This window comes from Nocardioides sp. (genome assembly GCF_025964975.1).
GTDB lineage: Bacteria > Actinomycetota > Actinomycetes > Propionibacteriales > Nocardioidaceae > Nocardioides.
Genome location: NZ_JAOPXV010000104.1, coordinates 17,164 through 31,993 on the forward strand (window position 1 = coordinate 17,164; position 14,830 = coordinate 31,993).

At 69.7% G+C, this 14,830-nt stretch carries 13 protein-coding genes and 3 pseudogenes; 10 read left to right on the plus strand and 6 right to left on the minus strand.

All coding sequences use genetic code 11. The features are described from left to right. Positions 1-9 precede the first annotated feature (9 nt). The 7 genes and pseudogenes from JWN68_RS19270 to JWN68_RS07615 all read left to right on the plus strand — a co-directional run bounded on the left by JWN68_RS19270 (position 10) and on the right by JWN68_RS07615 (position 6,100). On the plus strand, positions 10-309 hold the full coding sequence (locus tag JWN68_RS19270; protein WP_366519764.1) for a TetR/AcrR family transcriptional regulator: 300 nt from the start codon (positions 10-12) through the stop codon (positions 307-309). After that, positions 195-566, plus strand: coding sequence for a hypothetical protein (locus JWN68_RS07590; protein WP_297737038.1), 372 nt, complete (start codon positions 195-197; stop codon positions 564-566). Before JWN68_RS19270 ends, JWN68_RS07590 begins: the two co-directional genes overlap by 115 nt. Then, a pseudogene (locus JWN68_RS07595) lies at positions 566-2,297 on the plus strand (ABC transporter ATP-binding protein). Before JWN68_RS07590 ends, JWN68_RS07595 begins: the two are co-directional and overlap by 1 nt. Further along, positions 2,294-2,500: a hypothetical protein gene (locus tag JWN68_RS07600; protein WP_297737041.1), complete on the plus strand. Its 207-nt coding sequence runs from the start codon at positions 2,294-2,296 to the stop codon at positions 2,498-2,500. The pseudogene JWN68_RS07595 and the gene JWN68_RS07600 overlap by 4 nt, the downstream one beginning before the upstream one ends. A gap of 5 nt (positions 2,501-2,505) precedes the next feature. Next, positions 2,506-3,654: pseudogene (locus JWN68_RS07605) on the plus strand (ABC transporter ATP-binding protein); the annotation flags it as partial. Between the two features lie 404 nt (positions 3,655-4,058). Next, positions 4,059-5,660, plus strand: a complete 1,602-nt coding sequence (locus tag JWN68_RS07610; protein WP_297737044.1) for an MDR family MFS transporter — start codon at positions 4,059-4,061, stop codon at positions 5,658-5,660. Further along, a complete protein-coding gene (locus JWN68_RS07615) occupies positions 5,657-6,100 on the plus strand; it encodes a MarR family transcriptional regulator (protein WP_297737047.1) in 444 nt (147 codons plus the stop codon). Before JWN68_RS07610 ends, JWN68_RS07615 begins: the two co-directional genes overlap by 4 nt. 10 nt (positions 6,101-6,110) lie before the next feature. Here JWN68_RS07615 and JWN68_RS07620 read toward each other — a convergent pair whose 3' ends face one another. Together JWN68_RS07620 and JWN68_RS07625 are read right to left on the minus strand one after the other, a co-directional pair. Further along, positions 6,111-7,715 (minus strand): glycoside hydrolase family 13 protein, encoded by a 1,605-nt coding sequence (locus tag JWN68_RS07620; RefSeq protein ID WP_297737050.1) that lies wholly within the window; start codon positions 7,713-7,715, stop codon positions 6,111-6,113. A 48-nt stretch (positions 7,716-7,763) separates the two neighbouring features. Continuing rightward, entirely contained in the window at positions 7,764-8,552 is a 789-nt protein-coding gene (locus JWN68_RS07625; RefSeq protein WP_297737053.1) for a hypothetical protein, read from the minus strand. An 83-nt stretch (positions 8,553-8,635) separates the two neighbouring features. On the opposite strand from JWN68_RS07625, the gene JWN68_RS07630 reads away from it, so the two are divergent. Continuing rightward, the gene (locus tag JWN68_RS07630) at positions 8,636-9,322 is read left to right on the plus strand and encodes a metal-dependent transcriptional regulator (RefSeq protein WP_297737056.1); all 687 of its coding nucleotides are present in this window, start codon (positions 8,636-8,638) and stop codon (positions 9,320-9,322) included. Here the strand turns inward: JWN68_RS07630 and JWN68_RS07635 are convergent. From JWN68_RS07635 to JWN68_RS07650, 4 genes are read right to left on the minus strand one after another with little or no spacing between them, the layout of a single operon-like run. Further along, positions 9,298-10,128: a Sir2 family NAD-dependent protein deacetylase gene (locus JWN68_RS07635; RefSeq protein ID WP_297737059.1), complete on the minus strand. Its 831-nt coding sequence runs from the start codon at positions 10,126-10,128 to the stop codon at positions 9,298-9,300. The two genes, JWN68_RS07630 and JWN68_RS07635, sit on opposite strands and share 25 nt — an antisense overlap. Continuing rightward, the gene (locus JWN68_RS07640; protein WP_297737062.1) at positions 10,125-10,394 is read right to left on the minus strand and encodes a DUF2277 domain-containing protein; all 270 of its coding nucleotides are present in this window, start codon (positions 10,392-10,394) and stop codon (positions 10,125-10,127) included. Before JWN68_RS07640 ends, JWN68_RS07635 begins: the two co-directional genes overlap by 4 nt. 50 nt (positions 10,395-10,444) lie before the next feature. Continuing rightward, positions 10,445-10,993: a DUF2231 domain-containing protein gene (locus tag JWN68_RS07645; protein WP_297737064.1), complete on the minus strand. Its 549-nt coding sequence runs from the start codon at positions 10,991-10,993 to the stop codon at positions 10,445-10,447. Between the two features lie 58 nt (positions 10,994-11,051). After that, the gene (locus tag JWN68_RS07650; RefSeq protein WP_297737066.1) at positions 11,052-12,944 is read right to left on the minus strand and encodes a beta-propeller domain-containing protein; all 1,893 of its coding nucleotides are present in this window, start codon (positions 12,942-12,944) and stop codon (positions 11,052-11,054) included. Between the two features lie 49 nt (positions 12,945-12,993). Here JWN68_RS07650 and JWN68_RS07655 point away from each other — a divergent pair, with 49 nt between their 5' ends. Together JWN68_RS07655 and JWN68_RS07660 are read left to right on the plus strand one after the other, a co-directional pair. After that, positions 12,994-14,154 carry a saccharopine dehydrogenase NADP-binding domain-containing protein gene (locus JWN68_RS07655; RefSeq protein ID WP_297737069.1) on the plus strand — a complete coding sequence of 387 codons (1,161 nt, stop codon included), beginning with the start codon at positions 12,994-12,996 and terminating at the stop codon, positions 14,152-14,154. Between the two features lie 257 nt (positions 14,155-14,411). Continuing rightward, positions 14,412-14,830 (plus strand): annotated as a pseudogene (locus JWN68_RS07660) (transposase); the annotation flags it as partial.

Sequence of the window (14,830 nt, forward strand, 5' to 3'; positions counted from 1 at the left end):
GCAACACCCATGAGTCCGGACGACCGGCGCACCGCTCTCGTCACAGCCACCGTGCCCCTGCTGCTCGAGCACGGACGAACGGTGACGACCAAGCAGATCGCCGAGGCCGCCGGCGTCGCCGAGGGCACGATCTTCCCGGTCTTCGACTCCAAGGACGACCTGATCACGGCGGCGCGCTGGAGCACGGGTTCGCGATGGAGCCCTTCCTCGACGACCTGCGATCGATCGAGCCCGACCAACCCCTGCGACCCCTGCTCGCGGAGCTCGTCACCATCCTCCGGGGCCGCTTCCGCGGCATCTTCGAGCTGACGACCGCTGTCGGCATCGTCGGTCCGCCGAAGGCCCACCGGCACAAGGAGCGCCACCGCCAGGAAGCGACCGCGATCATGACCGGGCTCCTCTCCCCGCACGAGCACGAGCTCGCCGTACCTCCCAGCGAGCTCGCCCACATCACCCGGCTGCTCACCTTCTCCGGCAGCCATCCCCACATCGCCGACGGCCAGACCCTCACGACCGACCAGATCGTCACCATCGTCCTCGACGGCCAGCACTCGAAAAAGGCCTGATGCTGCTGCGTCCGGTCCGCACGCGGCTCGCGCCCTACAAGGGGCCGATCGCCGTCATCGTCACCCTGCAGCTCATCGGCACGCTCGCGATGCTCTACCTCCCCAGCCTCAACGCCGAGATCATCGACGAGGGGGTGGTCGTCGGCGACACCGGCTTCATCGTCCAGCGGGGCGGACTGATGCTCGCCATCTCGATGGTGCAGGTGCTGTGCGCCGTGCTTGCCGTGTGGTTCGCCGCGCGTACGGCGATGGGCTTCGGCCACGACGTGCGTGCCCAGATCTTCGAGCGCGTCGGCTCGTTCTCGGCGAGGGAGGTCCAGCACTTCGGCGCCCCGTCGCTGATCACCCGGGAAACCAACGACGTCCAACAGGTGCAGATGCTGGTCCTGATGGGCTTCACCGTGATGGTCTCGGCGCCGATCATGATGGGCGGCGCGCTCGTCATGGCTACCCGGGAGGACGCCGGACTCTCCTGGCTCATCGTGGTCGCGATCCCGGTGCTCGGCGGACTGATCGCGGTCATCGTCAGGCGCATGGTGCCCAGCTTCCGAGTGATGCAGGAGAAGATCGACGAGGTCAACCGCCTGCTGCGCGAGCAGATCACCGGGATCAGGGTCGTCCGCGCCTTCGTCCGCGAGGAGCACGAGGCGCAGCGCTTCGGGGAGGCCAACGCCGACCTGACCCAGGTCTCGATCCGCGCGGGGAGGTGGCTCGCGGCGATGTTCCCGGTCGTCATGCTCGTGGCCAACGTCGCGTCGGTGGCGGTGCTGTGGTTCGGCGGCCACCGCGTCGAATCCGGCGAGATGCAGGTCGGAGCCCTGACGGCCTACCTCACCTACCTCACGCAGATCGTGATGAGCGTGATGATGGGGACCTTCATGATGATGATGATCCCCCGGGTCGGCCGTCTGCGCCGACCGGATCATGGAGGTGCGACACCCGGTCGAGCGTCGTGCCGCCGAGCCGTCCGGTCACGGCCGTCTCCGAGCGGGGCACGCTGGTGCTCGACGACGTGACCTACGCCTACCCCGGTGCGGACGTGCCCGTCCTGCGCGGAGTCCACCTCGAGGCGCGCCCCGGCCAGACGGTCGCCATCATCGGCTCGACCGGCGCCGGCAAGTCGACCCTGCTCAACCTCGTGCCCCGTCTCTTCGACGTCACCAGTGGGCGCGTGCTGGTCAACGGGGTGGACGTGCGGTCGCTGGCACCCGAGCTGCTGTGGTCCACCCTCGGGCTGGTCCCCCAGAAGGCGATCCTGTTCAGCGGCACCATCACCAGCAACCTGCAGCACGGCCTGCCGGGGCGACCGAGGATCAGATGTGGGACGCCCTGTCCATCGCGCAGGCGCGCGACTTCGTGGCCGCACTGCCCGACGGGCTCGCCTCGACGGTCGCCCAGGGCGGCACCAACTTCTCCGGCGCCCAGCGCCAGCGGCTCGCGATCGCCCGAGCCGTCATCCGGAGACCGGAGATCTATCTCTTCGACGACTCGTTCTCGGCGCTCGACCTGGTTACCGACTCCCGGCTCCGTGCCGCCCTCGTGCCAGTCACCCGGGACGCGACCGTGGTGCTGGTGGCCCAGCGCGTGTCCACCATCCGTGACGCCGACGTGATCGTCGTCCTCGACGACGGCGCCGTCGTCGGTCGCGGCACCCACGACGAGCTCCTCGCCACCTGCGACACCTATCGCGAGATCGTCGAGTCGCAGCTCACCGCGGAGGAAGCAGCATGAGGGCGACCACGCAACAGGACGGCCAGCAGGAGGGCCAGCAGGACGGCCAGAAGGACACCCTGAAGGAGACCGAGCGCGTCGTCGCCGGGCCCGGCCCCGGCCGCGGCCCGATGGGCGGCGGCATGGTGGGCGGCAAGGCCAACACCTTCGGACCGTCGCTGCGCCGGGTGGCGGCCCGCATGGCGCCATACCGCTGCTGCTGACCGTGCTCGCGGTCTACCTGGGTGCGGCCGTGCTCGCCTGGGTCGCGGGCTACCTCCTCAACGACGTCGTGCAGGGCACGGTCCGCCGCATGCGCGACGACGTCGAGGACAAGGTCAACGCACTGCCGCTGAGCTACTTCGACCGCCAGCCACGCGGCGAGCTGCTCAGCCGGGTCACCAACGACATCGACAACGTGAGCCAGACGCTGCAGAAGACATTGAGCCAGCTGCTCACCTCGGTGATGACGGTCCTCGCGGTGCTGTCGATGATGCTGTGGATCTCGCCGGTCCTGGCCCTCGTCGCGCTGGTCTCGGTGCCGATCTCCATGATCGTGACGACGCTGGTCATGAAGCGCTCGCAGGGACTCTTCGTCCAGCAGTGGCGGCAGACCGGGCGGCTCAACGCGCACATCGAGGAGACCTTCTCCGGGCACGCGCTCGTCGAGGTCTACGGCCGCCAGGGCGAGGCGGAGCGGGTGTTCGCCGAGGAGAACGACGCGCTGTCGAAGGCGTCCTTCGGTGCCCAGTTCGTGAGCGGGCTCATCATGCCGATCATGATGTTCGTCGGCAACCTCAACTACGTCGTGATCGCCGTCCTCGGTAGGCTCCGGGTCGCCAGCGCCTCGATGCCCCGCGCGGCCCTGCGCTCCCAGATCGGGATGGTGCTCCAGGACACCTGGCTGTTCGCCGGCACGATCCGCGACAACATCGCCTACGGCCGCCCCGAGGCGAGCGAGGCGGAGATCCAGGAGGCCGCTCGGGCGACGTTCGTGGACCGCTTCGTGCACTCCCTCCCCGCCGGCTACGACACGGTCATCGACGAGGACGGGGCCAACCTCTCGGCGGGTGAGCGCCAGCTCATCACCATCGCCCGGGCGTTCCTGGCCGCGCCCGACCTCCTGATCCTCGACGAGGCGACCTCGTCGGTGGACACCCGCACCGAGCTGCTGCTGCAGCACGCCATGGCAGCGCTGCGCACCGACCGGACCTCGTTCGTGATCGCCCACCGGCTCTCGACGATCCGCGACGCCCACCTGATCCTGGTGATGGAGGACGGCGCCATCGTCGAGCAGGGTGACCGTGAATCCCTGCTCCGCTGCGAGGGTGCCTACGCCCGGCTCTACCGATACCAGTTCGCTTCGGCGACGGCCTGACCCCGTCCCAACGTCCCTCGGCGGTGCGTGAGCCACATTCTCGGGTCGGCGAATGTGGGTGTGGCACCGCTGACAGGAAGGGCGTCGCAGAAATGCATTGAGCGGTCGCCGTGTGCGGCGTACGGTTGTGGCACACGGAAAGGAGGTGGTCCGAAGAATGAGTTCTTTTCGGATGAGTGAGGTGGCTGCCCGCTAGGCAGCAACCGACCGGCCGTCCAACGGCGGCCGTCAACATCGTCGACGTACTGCCGGCGAATCCAACGCAGTCACCCGACCCGCAGGCCCCGGAGTCATCCCCCGGATCGCCCCCCATGAGAGGCAGGCCTGCGGGTCGCTGCATTTCCCGGCCACGGAATATAGTTGTCGATGACAACCTTATGGCCAGCATGAATCGAGCTTCTTCCGTGTCGACAACACCCCCCGCAACCGCCGAGCAGTCCGGTGCGATGACGCACCGCCAGGTGCTTGAGGCCCTCAGCGGCCTTCTTCTTGCCATGTTCGTGGCGATGCTCTCCAGCACCATCGTGTCCAACGCACTGCCGGCCATCGTGACCGACCTCGAGGGCAGTCAGACGGGCTACACCTGGGTCGTCGTGGCCACGCTCCTCACCATGACCGCCACGACCCCGATCTGGGGCAAGCTCGCTGACCAGTTCTCCAAGAAGGTGCTCGTCCAGAGCGCACTCGTGATCTTCTCCGTCGGCTCCGTCATCGCCGGCTTCGCGCCGACGATGGAGGTGCTCATCGGTGCCCGGGCCGTCCAGGGTCTCGGGGTGGGCGGGCTCACCGCCCTCGTGCAGGTGGTGATCGCCAGCATGGTGTCTCCGCGCGAGCGGGGCCGCTACAGCGGTTACATCGGTGCGACGTTCGCCCTCGCCACCGTCAGCGGTCCGCTGATCGGGGGTCTGCTCGTGGACACCGTCGGGTGGCGCTGGTGCTTCTTCGCGGGTCTTCCGGTCGCGTTGCTCGCGTTCGTCGTCCTGCAGAAGACGCTGCGCCTGGCCGTGGTCAAGCGCGAGGTGCACATCGACTACCTCGGCGCCACGCTCCTCATGGGCGGTGTCTCGCTGCTGCTCGTCTGGGTCTCGCTCGCCGGCAACCAGTTCGCCTGGGGCTCCGGCACCAGTGCTGCCCTCGTCGTCGCCGGGCTTGTCGTCATCGCCGCTGCCGTCTTCGTCGAGGCTCGTGTCGCCAAGGACCCGATCATCCCGCTGCGGCTCTTCCGCGATCGGACCACCAGCCTCGCCACCGCTGCCTCCGTGCTGATCGGGGTCGCGATGTTCGGGGCGACGGTCTACCTCTCGCAGTACTTCCAGCTCGCCCGCGGCATGTCTCCCACCCGCGCGGGCCTGATGTCCATCTGCATGGTCGGCGGCCTCCTCGTGTCGAGCATCGTCTCGGGCCGGATGATCAGCGCCACCGGGAGGTGGAAGAACTTCCTCATCGGCGGGATGGTGCTGGTCATCATCGGGCTGGCCATGCTCTCGACCATCGACGACACGACCAGCCTGGTCGTCGTCGGCGTCTTCATGGCCGTCCTGGGCCTCGGTCTGGGGGCCACGATGCAGAACACCGTGCTGGCGGTGCAGAACAGCGTGGCCGCAGCCGACCTGGGCACCGGGTCGAGCGTCGTCGCCTTCTTCCGGTCCATGGGTGGCTCGATCGGTGTGTCGGCTCTCGGCGCTGCCCTTGGCCACCAGGTCTCCGACCAGGTCCGCACCGGCATGACAGCGCTGGTCGAGGCGGGGAAGGTTCCCGCCGACGCGCTGGCAACCCTCGGCAGCGACTCGACGTCGATCCCGGACCTGGCGACGCTGCCTGCACCGGTGCGCCAGGTGTTCGAGCACGCCTTCGGTGAGGCGACGGGCCACATCTTCCTGATCGCGTTGCCCTTCGCCGTACTCTCACTGGTCCTGTTGCTCTTCATCGAGGAGAAGCCGATGCGTGAGACCGTCCTGCGCGACGACGAGATCGCTGCCGGCACCGAGGCCGCGGCGAGCCGGTGAGCCCGACCCGGCGCGAGCGCCAGATCCTCGGGCTCGAGCATGAGCTGGCCGTGCTCGTACGCCGACTCAAGCGAGTCATCTCGGAGCGTGCGCGGACGGTCCACGAGGAGCTGACGCCCGCTGGCTACCTGATCCTGACCTACGTGGTCGAGAAGGGATCCGTGCGACCGTCCGAGGTCGGGAACGCCTTCGACCTCGACAAGGGTGCCGTGAGCCGCCAGATCCAGCTCCTCGTGGACCTGGGCCTGGCGACCAAGGAGCGCGACCCCGACGACGGGCGCGCCTGGGTGGTGCGGCCGACCGACGCCGCACTCGAGCGGACCAGTGCGATGGCGGCTGCTCGTCGGGCGCGGCTGGGCCAGCGCCTGGAGGACTGGGCCGACGAGGACCTGGAAGGCTTCGTCGCCACGCTCGCGCGGTACAACACCACGCTGGAATGACCTCTCGGACTCAGGGCTGGGCGAGCCAGACGGCAGTGTCGGGCGGGAGCTCGCTCGAGACCGGACCGCTCGCCATCACGACCTGGCCCGCAGGGAGCGGGACGGAGGTGGGGCCGGCGTTGAGGACGACCGTGAGGTCACCGCGGACGAAGGCGAGGACGCCTTCGCCCAGGTCAGGTGGCGACAGCATCTCCACGTCACCTCCGCGACCGGCGAGCAGCGACCGGCGAGCGGCCAGGGCTGCGCGATAGAACTCGAGCGTCGAGCCCGCCCGGCCCTCCTGGGCCGCCACGGTGAGCTCCTCCCAGTCGAGGGGTTGGGGGAGCCAGGGCTGTCCGTCGCCGGGCCCGAAGGCGTACGGCGGTTCGGTGCCGTCCCACGGCAGGGGCACCCGGCAGCCGTCGCGGAACTTGCCCCCGCCGCGGTGCCACGTCGGGTCCTGACGCGCCTCGGGCGGCACGTCGACCTCGTCGAGGCCGAGCTCCTCGCCGGCGTAGATGTAGGAGGCGCCGGGCAGCGCCAGCATCGTCAGCGTCGCGGCCTTCGCGCGCGCCAGGCCGACCGCCCCGCCGCCGTAGCGGGTCGTGTGCCTGGTGACGTCGTGGTTGGAGAGCACCCAGGTCGGAGCGGCGTCGACCGAGGCAGCCGCCTCCAGGGTGTCGGTGATGATCTCGGCGAAAGCCGTGGCCGACCAGTCGGCCAGCAGCCAGGCGAAGTTGAAGGCCTGGTCGAGCTCCCCGGGTCGGATGAACCGCGCGAGGGACTCCGCGGTCTGGGTCCAGGCCTCGGCCACGGCCATCCGGTCGTCGCCGTACTCGTCCAGGATCTTGGCCCAGCGGCGGTAGACGTCGTGCACCTCGGGCTGGTCCCACATGGGCTCGTCGGTGACGTGCCGCTGGACCATCTCGATCGCGTCGCTGGTGGGCTGCTCGTGATCGACCTCCTGGTCTCGCAGCGACTTCTCCTTGAAGAGCCCGTGCGCCACGTCCACTCGGAAGCCGTCCACGCCACGGTCGAGCCAGAAGCGGAGGATGCCCTCGAAGAGGTCGCCCACCTCGGGGTTGCGCCAGTCGAAGTCGGGCTGGCTGGAGTCGAAGAGGTGGAGGTACCACTGGTCACTGCCCTCGATCCGGGTCCACGCCGGACCGCCGAAGACCGACTCCCAGTTGTTGGGCGGCGCCTCGCCGCCGTCCCGGCCCGTGCGGAAGAGATAGCGATCGCGCTCGGCTGAGCCCGGCTCCGCCGCGAGGGCCGCCTGGAACCACGGGTGCTCGGACGACGAGTGGTTGGGCACCAGGTCGACGATCACCCGCAGTCCGAGGTCGTGGGCGCGGGCGATCAGGGCATCTGCGGCGGCGAGGTCGCCGAACAGCGGGTCCACGTCGCAGTAGTCGGCCACGTCGTAGCCGTGGTCGTGCTGCGGGGAGGGGTAGAAGGGCGTGATCCACAGCGCGTCGACCCCCAGGGCGTCGAGGTGCGGCAGTCGCGCGGTGATGCCCGCCAGGTCTCCCACGCCGTCGCCGTCGGAGTCGGCGAAGGAGCGGACGTAGACCTGATAGATGACGGCGTCGCGCCACCAGCGCCGATCAGGAATTGGAACGTTCACATCGACCATGTGACGCAACCTTTCCCAACCGTCCCGGAGGTGTCAAGGAAGCGGTCCTCAGCGGGGTGAGACGCCGCCGAAGGTGGCGGGGTCCACCGCGATCCAGACGTGCTCTGCGCTCGCGACGAGATGTCCACGGGAGTCGTGGAGGCTGGCGGCGGTGAACGTCTTGCGCCCCTCGGCGCCACGGCGCGCGCCGACCACGACGTGCTCCTCGCCGATCACCGGCAAGGTGGTGATCCGGGTCGTCATCCGCCCGAGCACCATCAGCCGCTCGGTGAGACCGCCGGCCCACCCGCCGACGCAGTCGAGGGCAGCCCAAGTCGCAGCGACCGAAGCTCGCGTCGACGCGTCGACATACGTGTGCCAGTCCTCCGACAAGCTCGGGTGGGGCCGCCACGTGGCCGCGACACCGCCGCGGCCGACCGGGCCGGGGAAGATCCGAAGCCCGTCGCCCTCCTCGCGGGCCGTGCCGCACGCGAAGCAGGTGGGGAAGGGGTGGAAGGTGTGTCCGGGGTACGCCGCTTCGGCTGTGCGCGCCTGGTCGACCGGCACCGGCTCGAGGTCGGTCAGCGCGACCCCGACCCGCCGGGCGGTCGCGACCCCGGCTCCGTCGGACTCCGTGGCCGTGGTGGTGCCCTCGTCCTCGACCACCTGCAGCACGGTGTCGAGCGGGGGTGGTCGTCGCAGGGACACCTCCACCGCCGGCCAGCCCTCGACCCGGTTGCCCGGGGACGCGTGCCTCAGGTGGGTGGCCAGGGCACCTGCGGTCCAGCCGCCGTTGCCGGAGTCCGGCGGCCCGCGGAAGCGTCGCGGCACGAGGAGCTGGTCAGGGATCTGGGTCACGCTTCGCCACTGTGCCCCACCCGCCGGGCGCATGCCAGTGTGCGGACGCCGGTGTAGCCCGGACCATGGGTAACAATGGCCGCGTGAGCGACCTGATCGACACCACCGAGATGTACCTCCGCACGATCTACGAGCTCGTCGAGGAGGACATCGTCCCGCTGCGGGCGCGGATCGCCGAGCGGCTGCACCAGAGCGGGCCGACGGTCTCGCAGACGGTGGCGCGGATGGAGCGCGACGGCCTCGTGACCGTCGAAGGTGATCGTCACCTCCAGCTGACCGACGAGGGGCTGCGGCTCGCCACCCGGGTCATGCGCAAGCACCGGCTCGCGGAGAGGCTGCTGACCGACGTCATCGGCCTCGACTGGGAGCTGGTCCACGCGGAGGCCTGCCGGTGGGAGCACGTGATGTCAGAGACGGTCGAACGCCGCCTGGTCGAGCTGCTGGGACACCCCACCGAGTCGCCGTACGGCAACCCCATCCCCGGCCTCGACGAGCTCGGCGAGATCGAGCTGGGCGAGGGGTTCATGGAGGGCGTGGAGCCGTTGTCCGCCGTTGCCGGGCCGGAGGAGTCGCGCGTGCATGTCCGCCGCATCTCGGAGGAGATGCAGAAGGACGGCGAGCTGATGGCCGCTCTGCGTCGCGTCGGGGCACTGCCGGACAAGACGATCACCGTGGCCGCGACCGCCGAGGGGATCCTGATCGGCTCGGGCGGCGAGACCGCGGAGGTCTTTGCGGACGCGGCGGATCACATCTTCGTGCGCCGGCTCTGATCGAGGTCGACCAGGAACTCGGTGGTCCCGACGTCCAGCTTGTAGGTCGCGTGCTCGTCGCCCCGGGTCACCCCGCGGTTGATGATCGCGACCGGCGTTCCGGCCTTGGCCGCGCGCTTGACGAAGCGCAACCCGCTCATCACCGTGAGTGACGAACCGGCGACGAGCAGTGCGCCCTCGGTGCCGAGGGCGTCCACCGCGTCGTAGCAGCGTGCGACGCGCTCGGCCGGGACGTTCTCCCCGAAGAACACGACGTCCGGCTTCAGCACGCCCCCGCACTCGCAATGGGCCACCACGAAGTCCGCCGTCGCGTCCAGGTCGACGTCCCCGTCCGGTCGCATGGCGGCCTCACCGTGCCGGGCCATCCAGTCGGTGTTGAGCTCGTCGAGCCGGGTCTGCAACGCCGCGCGCGAGGTCGTACGCCGACACGCCAGACACACGACGTCGGCGACCCGGCCGTGGAGCGCGACGACCCGACGCGAGCCGGCAGCCTCGTGGAGCCCGTCGACGTTCTGGGTGATGAGCAGGGCGGGGTCCAGGCGGGCGAGCGCCCGGTGGCCGTCGTTGGGCGTGGCCGACCCCATCCGGGCCCAGCCGAGGTGGCTGCGCGCCCAGTAGCGCTGCTGCGCCTCCGGAGCGGCGAGGAACTCCTGAAAGGTCATCGGGCGGCGCACCGGCGCACCCGGGCCGCGGTAGTCGGGGATCCCGGAGTCGGTCGACACCCCGGCGCCGGTGAGGACGACGAGGTCACGTCCGGCCAGGAAGTCGAGGACCTCTGTCGCGCCGGCGGTCTGGGTCGTCGTCACGTGCCGTAGCGCAGCTCCGCGCGGGCTCGCGCCTTCGCGGCCTCGACGTCACGGTCCTTGGGAGGAGCCGTCGTCACGAGGTCCTCGAGGAGGTGCTGGGTGAGGTGCGCGATCTCGCGCACCGCCTGGTGGAAGGCTGCCTCGTTGGCCTGCGACGGCTTGGTGGTGCCGGCGACCTTGCGGACGTACTGCAGCGCTGCAGCCGTCACTTCGTCAGGCGTCGCCGGCGGCTCGAAGTTGTTGAGGGGACGGATGTTGCGGCACATGCCGCCAGCGTAATCCGGGACTCCCGAGTGCGGGAGTGGATCAGTGCTGCTCAGGGCTCGTCGACGCCCACGCCGAGGCGGTAGACCATGTGTCCGCCCAGGTAGGCACCCCCACCGAGCAGTGCCGCACCGCCCAGTGCGAGTCGTCGGGCGGCCTTCTTGTCCCCGCGGCGGCGCTTGAGCCAGGCCGCGGTGAACAGACCCAGCACCACGTCCATCACGAGTGCGTGGACCACGGCCACCCGGGTCTGGCGCCCCGACGTGGTGGCGAGGTCGTGGGCGCCGCCGATCGCCGTCGGCAGTGCCGCCAGGCAGCCGGTGAGGAGCAGGGTGTCCACCGCCGCTGCGTGCTTCTGCGACCCGGTCAGGTCGAGCAGGACGGCCATCGACCACGCGCCGATGGGCGCCTGGGCCGAGATCGGGTGAACGCGGTGGCCGAGCCAGTCTCCGTTGAAGAACGCGTCGATCCCGGGAGGTTTGACGAGCTTGTCATGGGCACTGGCCCTGACCTTGTCCGCGATCACGTCGAGGGCCTTGGTGTCCTCGATGCGCCGAGCGATGGACTCGGGCAGGCTGACTGTGTCTCGAGACTTCAACATGCTTCGCAGTCGACCACGGTTCGGCCACTCCGGACAGACCCCCAAGGAGGGTTCTGCTTCAGGCCGCAGCGAGGTCGAAGAACGACACACCGTCGCCGGTGACGAGCACGACCCGCCCGTCCGCCAGCGGCACCAGCCGGACCTGGTCGATCCCGTCGCCGTACTCCACCTCGACCATGCGGTTGGACATCGCGCCCCCGTCGAGGGAGAGCACCGAGACCCAGCCGGTGCGCCCGCGCCAGCCCTGCGACACGACGGTGAGGGCCGTCCGCTCGTCGGGCAGCCAGGTGAACTGCCGCGGGTCGAGACCCGCTCCGGCCATCGAGTTCTTGGGGTACTTCACGACGTCGAGCTGACGAGGCTCCGTGAGGTCGGTGACGTCGAAGAGGGCGGCCTGGGCTCCTCGGGTCATGCCGGTGTTGCCGGCGTCCTGCCCCACGCCGATCAGTCGCATCTCTCCGAGCGGGTGGAGGTACTCGCTGAACCCCGGGATCTTCAGCTCGCCCATCAGCCGCGGCGCGCTGGCGTCGGTGAGGTCGATCGCGTAGAGGGGATCGGTCTGCCGGAAGGTCACCACGATGGCCAGGGTGTCGAACCACCGCACCGACTTGATCTCCTCGTTGACGCCGAGCTTGTCGACGCGCCCGACCTCGGTGAGGGTCGCGCCCTTCTCCTGCATCGTGACGACCGAGTTGAAGTTGCCGGTCTCGTTGGTCGCGCCGAGGGCCACCCGGAGGGTGTCGCCCGAGTAGTCCATGGACCAGCGGTCCCGGATCTGCCCTTCCACGGTGCCCGAGGCGACGTACGTCGTGTCCGTGCCGTCGAGAGCGAAGGCGAAGAGCTCGGTGCTGCCGTCGTAGCCGCTCGGGGAGCAGCTGCCGATGCAGTCGATCAGTGGGCGGATGGTGCCCCACCAGCCGGACGGCGACGCGCCGGCAGCGAGGTAGAAGCGGTCGGGCGAGAAGTACGACGTGAGGGCCGGGGTGGCCACGGCGGTGCTCACCGGCTCGACGACGGAGACCTCGAAGGTGACGACGGTCGTGGTGCCCAGGTCGGTGTCCATCGTCGGCAGCGCGACGTCGGCGCAGTCGACCACGACCTCGCCGTCGGTCGTCGGCAGCCAGTCGGCCAGGGTGGTCTGGCGCACCAGCTCCTGGTTGTGCTCCTCGGCGTCCTTCTCGGGGTGCTTGCCGTAGGGCGGCTGGAAGTCGAGGTCCGGCAAGCCGTTGTCCAGGACGATGCGGACGACGTCGCCGTGCAGCCGCGCGGCGCTGATGGTGGCGGTGTAGTCGAACTGCTCGACGACCTGCGGTGTCCCGGGCTGGCTGACGTCGAGGACGACGACGCGGCCGCCCGTCAGGTCGTAGACGCGGCCGAGGTCGCCCAGGACGACGACCCGGTCTCCGGACACGAGGATCTCGCCGTTCATCAGGTCGGGCAGCTGGAGGGACGAGAGCTGCTCGGGCTTCTCGCCGGCGACGTCGTAGGTGGTCAGGACGTTGTCCTGGATCCGGAAGAGCGTGCTACCCGCGACCTTGACGACGTCGGGCTCGTCGACCCCGGTCTCCTGGACGTTCGTCCCGGTCTCGTTGTTCTCCGAGCGAACCGTGGTGGGGACCGTGGCCGACGCCGTCGAACGCTCGGCGCTGCCCGCGGCGTCCGCGAGTGGGCCGCCCTGGTCGGAGAACATGATGATCTCGCCGCCGCCCCACCCGTAGGCCGAGACGATGTCGAGTCCGCGGTCGACGTACGACTCGAGCAGCGAGTCGCAGTCATCGGCGAGCGTCAGCGACGCATTGGCCAGCTCGAAGGCGCCGGGGGAGGGGTCCGGGGGTATCGCGAACCCGTTGCCGTCGTCGCGGCCGAGAGCGAAGCCCACCCCCATCCCTGCTGAGACGGCGAGGGCCACCGTGGTGGCGGAGATGATGACACTGCGGATTCTCACCTCCATGGGACGACACCCCTCGCCGGGCGGTTCCCGAGCTGTGAGGATGGCCGGCATGGCTGACCGCGACTTCGACATCGTCCTGCTGGGCGCCACCGGTTTCACCGGGCAGCTCACCGCCGACTACCTCTCGCGGAACGCGCCGCCGGGTCTGCGCTGGGCGCTGGCCGGCCGCAACCAGGGCAAGCTCGAGGCGGTGCGGGACAGCCTCGGTCTGCCTGACCTCGAGCTGGTCCAGGCTGACGCCGGCGATCCCGCGTCCCTGTCCGACGTCGCGAGGCGCACCAAGGTCGTGATCACGACGGTCGGCCCCTATCTGCAGTACGGCGCAGCGCTGGTCGGCGCCTGCGCCGAGGCCGGCACCGACTACGTCGACCTCACCGGCGAGCCGGAGTTCGTCGACCAGATGTATCTCCAGCACCACGAGACCGCCGTACGCACGGGAGCGCGACTCGTGCACGCCTGCGGTTTCGACTCCGTCCCGCACGACCTCGGTGCGCTCTACACGGTCAACCAGCTGCCGAGCGACGTGCCCATCACGCTCCGCGGGGTCGTGCGGTCCGGCGGGATGGCGTCGGGCGGCACGATCCACTCGGCGCTGGGCCAGTTCTCCCGCGCCCGGCAGATGAAGTCCGCGTACGCCGCTCGTCGTCGCGCTGAGGGCAAGCCGGCCGGCGGTCGCTCGTCCCGGGCTGTCTCGGGGAAGCCGCACCGCGACCCCGTCCTGGGCTACTGGCTGCTCCCGCTGCCGACGATCGATCCCATCATCGTGGCGAGGAGCGGAGCCACGCTCGAGTCGTACGGCCCCGCCTTCCGCTACTCGCACTACGCCGGCACGGAGACCCTCCGGTACGCCGCAGGTGGTGCCGCCCTAATCACCATGATCGCCGCGGCTGCGCAGGTCAAGCCCGTGCGCAACTTCCTGCTGGGCAAGGTCGCCGCCGGCGACGGCCCGGACGCGGCGAAGCGCGACAAGTCATGGTTCACCGTCGACTTCATCGGTGAGGGTGGCGGCACGACCGTGCGGACCCGCGTCAGCGGAGGGGACCCGGGCTACACGGAGACGTCCATGATGCTGGCCGAGTCCGCGTTGTGCCTGGCCTTCGACGACAACCCGCAGACCGCCGGGCAGGTCACGACCGCCCAGGCGATGGGCGAGAACCTCCTCGCCCGCGTCCAGGCCGGGGGCCTGCTCTTCGAGACTCGGGACGGCTGAGCGTCCTTCGGATGGATGGATGGTGAGGTGTTAGCGAAACTATCCTGACCTGCGCAAACGCCAGGGGCCAGTCACCCTGTTCCCAAGCGGGATTCGAGAAAATCCCAACGCCCCGTGTCTGGGATGGTGCTGAGCCCCGGGCCGGGAAGCCCATCTCGGGCTTGCAATGAGTGGACCTCCCGACCGACTCAGGTGGTCAGCTGTGAATCGCCCTGGGTTGGTTGGAGTCTTCATCGTTTGGAAACGAGGATGGACTCATGCCGAAGGACACGACCCCGGGGAGGCCGACGACGCGTCGCTACAGCCCGGATGAGAAGGCCGCTGCGGTGCGGATGGTCAGGACGCTTCGAGCCGAGCTCGGAACAGAGCACGGCACGGTGCAACGCGTCGCAACCCAGCTCGGGTACGGCACCGAGTCGCTGCGGTCCTGGGTGCGCCAGGCCGACATCGACGAGGGTCACGTGCCGGGGGCGCGTACGAGCGACGCGGCAAGGATGAAGGAGCTCGAGCAGGAGAATCGCGAGCTCAAGAGAGCCAACGAGATCCTGAAGAGGGCCGCCAGTTTCTTCGGGGCGGAGCTCGACCGCCAACACAAGAAGTAGTGGCGTTCGTCGACGCGAACCGCGACGACGTCGTCGCCGGACGCAAGCTCGGGGTCGAGTCCATCTGCGCGGTG

What these genes read in the sequence shown, in the direction of transcription:
- JWN68_RS19270 (WP_366519764.1), top strand. Translation starts at nt 10, where the DNA reads ATGAGTCCGGACGACCGGCGCACCGCTCTCGTCACAGCCACCGTGCCC.
- JWN68_RS07590 (WP_297737038.1), top strand. Translation starts at nt 195, where the DNA reads ATGGAGCCCTTCCTCGACGACCTGCGATCGATCGAGCCCGACCAACCC.
- JWN68_RS07600 (WP_297737041.1), top strand. Translation starts at nt 2,294, where the DNA reads ATGAGGGCGACCACGCAACAGGACGGCCAGCAGGAGGGCCAGCAGGAC.
- JWN68_RS07620 (WP_297737050.1), bottom strand. Translation starts at nt 7,715, where the DNA reads ATGGTCGATGTGAACGTTCCAATTCCTGATCGGCGCTGGTGGCGCGAC.
- JWN68_RS07640 (WP_297737062.1), bottom strand. Translation starts at nt 10,394, where the DNA reads ATGTGCCGCAACATCCGTCCCCTCAACAACTTCGAGCCGCCGGCGACG.
- JWN68_RS07645 (WP_297737064.1), bottom strand. Translation starts at nt 10,993, where the DNA reads ATGTTGAAGTCTCGAGACACAGTCAGCCTGCCCGAGTCCATCGCTCGG.
- JWN68_RS07650 (WP_297737066.1), bottom strand. Translation starts at nt 12,944, where the DNA reads ATGGAGGTGAGAATCCGCAGTGTCATCATCTCCGCCACCACGGTGGCC.
- JWN68_RS07655 (WP_297737069.1), top strand. Translation starts at nt 12,994, where the DNA reads ATGGCTGACCGCGACTTCGACATCGTCCTGCTGGGCGCCACCGGTTTC.